The 5,366-nt window shown below is 63.0% G+C and carries 6 protein-coding genes; 3 read left to right on the top strand and 3 right to left on the bottom strand.

The window, feature by feature from the left end:
• From acs to VMR03_RS17070, 3 genes are all read right to left on the bottom strand, one after another.
• On the bottom strand, positions 1-1,775 hold a 1,775-nt coding region (gene acs, locus VMR03_RS17060; protein WP_325407342.1), incomplete at its 3' end, for an acetate--CoA ligase.
• An 88-nt stretch (positions 1,776-1,863) separates the two neighbouring features.
• Positions 1,864-3,153 (bottom strand): CaiB/BaiF CoA-transferase family protein, encoded by a 1,290-nt coding sequence (locus tag VMR03_RS17065; protein ID WP_325407343.1) that lies wholly within the window; start codon positions 3,151-3,153, stop codon positions 1,864-1,866.
• 14 nt (positions 3,154-3,167) lie between these two features.
• A complete protein-coding gene (locus tag VMR03_RS17070) occupies positions 3,168-3,665 on the bottom strand; it encodes a GNAT family N-acetyltransferase (RefSeq protein WP_325407344.1) in 498 nt (165 codons plus the stop codon).
• Positions 3,666-3,727: 62 nt separating this feature from the next.
• Between VMR03_RS17070 and VMR03_RS17075 the strand changes: the two genes are divergently transcribed.
• The 3 genes from VMR03_RS17075 to VMR03_RS17085 all read left to right on the top strand — a co-directional run bounded on the left by VMR03_RS17075 (position 3,728) and on the right by VMR03_RS17085 (position 5,142).
• Entirely contained in the window at positions 3,728-4,474 is a 747-nt protein-coding gene (locus tag VMR03_RS17075; RefSeq protein WP_325407345.1) for a creatininase family protein, read from the top strand.
• A 65-nt stretch (positions 4,475-4,539) separates the two neighbouring features.
• The gene (locus tag VMR03_RS17080; RefSeq protein WP_325407347.1) at positions 4,540-4,764 is read left to right on the top strand and encodes a hypothetical protein; all 225 of its coding nucleotides are present in this window, start codon (positions 4,540-4,542) and stop codon (positions 4,762-4,764) included.
• Positions 4,765-4,767: 3 nt separating this feature from the next.
• Positions 4,768-5,142: a type II toxin-antitoxin system death-on-curing family toxin gene (locus VMR03_RS17085; protein WP_325407349.1), complete on the top strand. Its 375-nt coding sequence runs from the start codon at positions 4,768-4,770 to the stop codon at positions 5,140-5,142.
• Positions 5,143-5,366 lie beyond the last annotated feature (224 nt).

Below are 5,366 nucleotides of genomic sequence, written 5' to 3' on the forward strand. Positions count from 1 at the left end.
AGGTCCGGCGCGGCGATGGGGCTGATCTCTTTCCGGACCCATTGCACGAGTTCCTTGCGGAGCGCGTCGGTCGGCTGTTCGCCGGCATTCAGCGTCACATAGGCATAGATGCCCTGGCCCTTGATGTCGTGCGGGTAGCCGACGACGGCCGCTTCCGCGACCTTGGGATGGGCGACCAGGGCGCTTTCGACTTCCGCCGTACCCAGACGATGTCCGGAGACGTTCAGTACGTCGTCGACGCGGCCGGTGATCCAGTAATAGCCGTCGGCATCGCGCCGGCAGCCGTCGCCGGTGAAATATTTGCCGGGATACTGGATGAAATAGGTGTCGATGAAGCGCTGGTGATCGCCATAGACCGTGCGCATCTGGCCCGGCCATGAGTCCGCGATGCAGAGATTGCCGGTCGCCTCGCCCTCGAGCACCTTGCCTTCCGTGTCGACGACGACGGGCTGCACACCGAAGAAGGGCAGCGTCGCCGAGCCCGGCTTCTGCGCGATGGCGCCGGGGAGCGGCGAGATGAGGATGCCGCCGGTTTCGGTCTGCCACCAGGTATCGACGATCGGGCAGCGGCTTTCGCCGACGACGCGGTGATACCAGAGCCAGGCTTCCGGATTGATCGGTTCGCCGACCGAGCCGAGGAGACGCAAGCTCTTGCGGCTCGTCTTCTTCACCGGCTCGTCGCCTTCGCGCATCAATGCGCGCAGCGCCGTCGGCGCGGTGTAGAAGATATTGACCTGATGCTTGTCGATGACGTTCCAGAAGCGCGAATTGTCCGGATAGTTCGGCACGCCCTCGAAGATCAGCGTCGTCGCGCCGTTGGCCAGCGGTCCATAGACGATATAGCTGTGGCCCGTGACCCAGCCGACATCGGCCGTGCACCAGTAGATGTCGCCGTCCTGATAGTCGAAGACATACTGATGCGTCATCGAGGCGTAGACGAGATAGCCGCCCGTCGTGTGGAGCACGCCCTTGGGCTTGCCGGTCGATCCGCTCGTGTAAAGGATGAAGAGCGGATCTTCCGCGTTCATCACTTCGGGGGCGCAGTCGGCCGAGACCTTCGCCGCCTCTTCGTGATACCAGACGTCGCGGCCTCCTTGCATCGCCACCGCGCCGCCCGTATGGCGCACGGTGATGACGCTGGTGACGCCGGGGCATTTCTTCAGCGCCTCGTCGGTGTTGACCTTCAGCGGAATCTTGCGGCCGCCGCGCACACCTTCATCGGCGGTGACGATCACGGTCGAGGCGCAGTCGACAATGCGGCCGGCGAGACTGTCCGGCGAGAAGCCGCCGAAGACGATCGAATGCACGGCGCCGATGCGGGCGCAGGCGAGCATCGCGTAAGCCGCCTCGACGATCATCGGCATATAGATCGTGACGCGGTCGCCTTTCTTGACGCCCTGCGCCTTCAGCACATTGGCGAAGCGGCAGACCTCGGCGTGGAGTTCCTTATAGGTGATCTTCTTCGAATCTTTCGGATCGTCGCCTTCCCAGATGATCGCGACCTGATCGGGACGCTCTTTCAGGTGGCGGTCGACGCAATTGACGCTGGCGTTGAGCTCGCCATCCTCGAACCATTTGATGTGCAGGTTCTTCGGATCGTAGGAGACGTTCTTCACCTTGGTGAAGGGTTTCATCCAGTCGATGCGGGTTGCTTCCTCGCGCCAGAACGTCTCCGGGTCGCGCAGGCTCGCCTCGTAAAGCGCCTTGTAGCGCGCCGCGTCGATATGCGCGCGCGCCGCCCAGTCGTCGGACACGGGAAAGAGTTCGTTCGTCATGGGCGCGCTCCTCGTCGAAATTTGAGCCGCTTCCGGCGACCCTGCTTTTGGCCGGTATTATGGGGCGCGCGCGACGCGGGTCAATGTATCAGCGGGTAGCTTTCGCTTCTGTCGCAGCTTCGTCACGTTCGAGCGCCGCAATTTCATCGTCGGTGAGGCCGACCTCGCGCAGGACCTCCGCCGTCTGCTCGCCGAGCTTCGGCGGATGGCGGCGGATATTGGCCGGCGTCGCGCTGAACCGCACCGGCGGCTTCAGGGCGAAATAGGGTCCGGCATGCGGATGCTCGTAGCGCTGGAAGAAGCCGACCGCCTTCAGATGCGGATCGTCCTGCAGATCCTCGAAGCGGTTCATCTTCACGGCCGGGATATTGCGCGGCATGAGAAGCGCCAGCCATTCCTCGGTCGTCTTGGTCTCGGTCAGCTCCTCGATCATCGCATAAAGCGCGCGGATGTTCTGGGTGCGCGCCTTGTAGGTCGCAAAACGCGGATCCTCGAAGACGCCGGGGCGGCCAGCCAGCTCGAAGAAGATTTCCCACTGCTTGTCGGAATAGGGCAGGAGGCCGATATGGCCGTTCTTCGTCTTATAAGGCCGGCGGTCGGGATTGGTGATGCGCGGATAGGTCCATTGCCCTGTCGGCGGATCGTAGACGTGATCGTAGAAATGTTCGGCCAGCAGGAACGAGGTGACGGCCTCGAGCATCGGCACCTCGACGAACTGACCTTCGCCGGTTCGCTCGCGGTGAAAGAGCGCCGCCGTGACGGCCGAGACGAAGAAGAGGCCTGAGACCTTGTCGGCCATGATGGTCGGCACGTAGCGCGGCTGCGGATTGCCGTCCATGACGCTCAGGATCTCGGCGGCGCCGGAGCCGGCCTGGATCAGATCGTCGTAAGCCGGGAGGCCGGCATAGGGACCGTCGGAGCCGTAGCCCGCCGCATGGACGAAGACGATGTCGGGTTTCACCGCCTTCACATCTTCGTAAGAGAGGCCGAGCTTCTTCATCGCGGCGTAACGGACGTTCGAGGTCAGCACGTCGGCGGTGGCGATGATCTTCAGGAGCGCCTTGCGACCGGCGGGCTTTGCGAGATCGATCAGCACCGAACGCTTGTTGCGGTTGATGGTCAGGAAGATCGGTCCGAGATCGGACGAGGCGCCTTCGGGAATGTGGCCGGGCCAGCGCATGATGTCGCCGCCGAAGCCGCCGCCGCCGGTCGGCGAGGGCGCCTCGACCTTGATGACGTCGGCGCCGTAGTCGCCGAGGATCTGCGTCGCATAGGCGCCGAAGACGACGCTGGTGAGATCGACGATGCGGATGCCCTTCAACGGGCCCGTCACGTCGCTCGCCATCTTTCCGGTCTCGTTTGCTCGTGCCTCGCTCACGCGATCCTCCACCGTTACGGTCGTTTCGTTTCTTGTTGTCCGCGCCAGACGTAAAGCGCGTCAGGTAGCTTTTCCTCGTTGTCGCGGCCATCCGTCAAGCGTTCGCAGACGAGGCCGCGGCTCTCGTAGAAGCGCCGCGCCCCGGCATTTTGCTGAAAGGTCCAGAGCCGGAAGCCTTGCGGACGCTGCGTTTTCACGGCGTCGAGAAGGGCGTCGCCGACCCCGTGATTTTGTACCGCCGGATGTACATAAAGATGATCGAGCCATGTGGTGCCAAGTTCATCGCGGATGGTGCCGAAGCCGGCGATGCGCGCGGTTCCGTGAAGCGGCAGCGTCACGGTCCAGATTTCCTGCGTCGCCGCGACGTCGCGGATGAAGGCGCGGGTTTGCTCCTCCGTGTGGAGCGCGGGCAGATAGAGCATGGCCGCACGGGCCGCCATGAAGACATCGGCGAGTTGTGGGGCGATCCCGGGCCAGTCGCCGGGCCTCGTGCGTCGCGGCTCGATTTTCATTGGGAGTCTTTCTCAATCGCACCATATTGGAAGAGAGATTAACCCGCGAAGACGGAACCGTCATGCTGCTGCATCTTTCGACCTGGCCGGAGATCGAGGATTATCTCGCGCGATCGCGCGGGATCGTCATCCCCATCGGCTCGACCGAACAACATGGGCCGACGGGCCTCATCGGCACGGACGCGATCTGCCCGGAAGTGATTGCCAGACGCGCGTCGGACGAGGCGGGCTTTCTCGTCGGGCCCACTTTCAATGTCGGCATTGCGCAGCATCATCTGGGCTTTCCCGGCACGATGACACTCCGCCCCTCGACGATGATCGCGGCGCTGCACGACTGGGTCGCGTCGCTGGCGCGGCACGGCTTCGAGCGCGTCTATTTCTTCAACGGCCATGGCGGCAACGTCTCGACCATCAATGCGGCCTTTTCGGAAATCTATGCCGACCGCTCGCTCAGCGCCGACGCCTCCAATCGCGGGCCGGTCAAATGCAGGCTCGCCAACTGGTGGGACTATGCGCCGGTGATGGATTTCTGCCGGGCGAAATACGGCGCCTCCCATGGCAGCCACGCGACGCCGTCGGAAGTCGCCGTCACCTGGTTCGCGCATCCCGACGCGATCAAGAGCCGCGAGATGAGCCCCAGGATCGCCCCGACCGGCCGCTTCACCGATGCCGAGGACTACCGCTCGAAATTCCCCGACGGCCGCATCGGCTCCGATCCGACACTCGCCACGGCGGAAGATGGCGGCGAGCTGATCGCGCTCTCGGCCCGGGGGCTGGTTGAGGATTACGGGCGGTTTCTGGCGAGTTAGGGTTGCTCCCTAGTTCATCTTGATATATCTTGAAATATCAATTTCTATCAAGAAGGCGATGGAATATGACCGATCGGGAGAAATTCGCCACCCAGGCCGATCCCGCTCTCCTTGCCGAGATGCGCGAACTGGCCAAAACCGAGGGGCGCCAGTTTCAGTCCTTGGTCGAAGAGGCATTCCGGGATTATGTCGCGCGCAAGAAGGGTGAGCGCCCGCGCGAGAACGTCATGGCGCATTTCCGCGACAGCGTCCGGCGCAATGCGGAGCTCTACAAGCGGCTCGCTAAGTAGCGCATGCCCGATTATCTGACGACGCTCGAAGTCCTCGCCATGCATGAGGAGCTGATTGCGCTTTACGGCGGTGCCGCCGGCGTACGCGACATGGGCGCACTCGAATCCGCGCTGTTCCGTCCGCAAACCGGATATTACGACGACCTGATCGCCGAGGCGGCGGCGCTACTCGAAAGCCTCGCCGTCAATCATCCATTCATCGATGGCAACAAGCGCATCGCCTTCGCGGTCGCCGACGTGTTCTTGCGCCTTAACGGATTTGTCTTCGATGCCGATCCGGTCGAGGCCTATGACTTCATGATCGGGCTGTTCGAGCGCGGCGCTTTCCGGTTCGAACATCTGGAGCCTTGGCTCAGGGCGAATGTGAGGCCCATCTGAAGATGGGCGTCATTGCGAGCCGAAGGCGAAGCAATCCAGAGGCGGCACGTAAAGTCTGGATTGCTTCGGGCCTTCGCCCCTCGCAATGACGGACTTTCAAGTCATCCAGCAAGCGCAATCCTGATCTCGCCGGAGACGATTTCGACCGGAATGGATGTCAACCTTCGTCCAGCGCAAGGTCCCGAGATGCAGAACCCGCTCTCGATCTCGAAGAGCGCGGCGTG

It is taken from the genome of Parvibaculum sp. (genome assembly GCF_035511255.1).
Taxonomy (GTDB): domain Bacteria; phylum Pseudomonadota; class Alphaproteobacteria; order Parvibaculales; family Parvibaculaceae; genus Parvibaculum.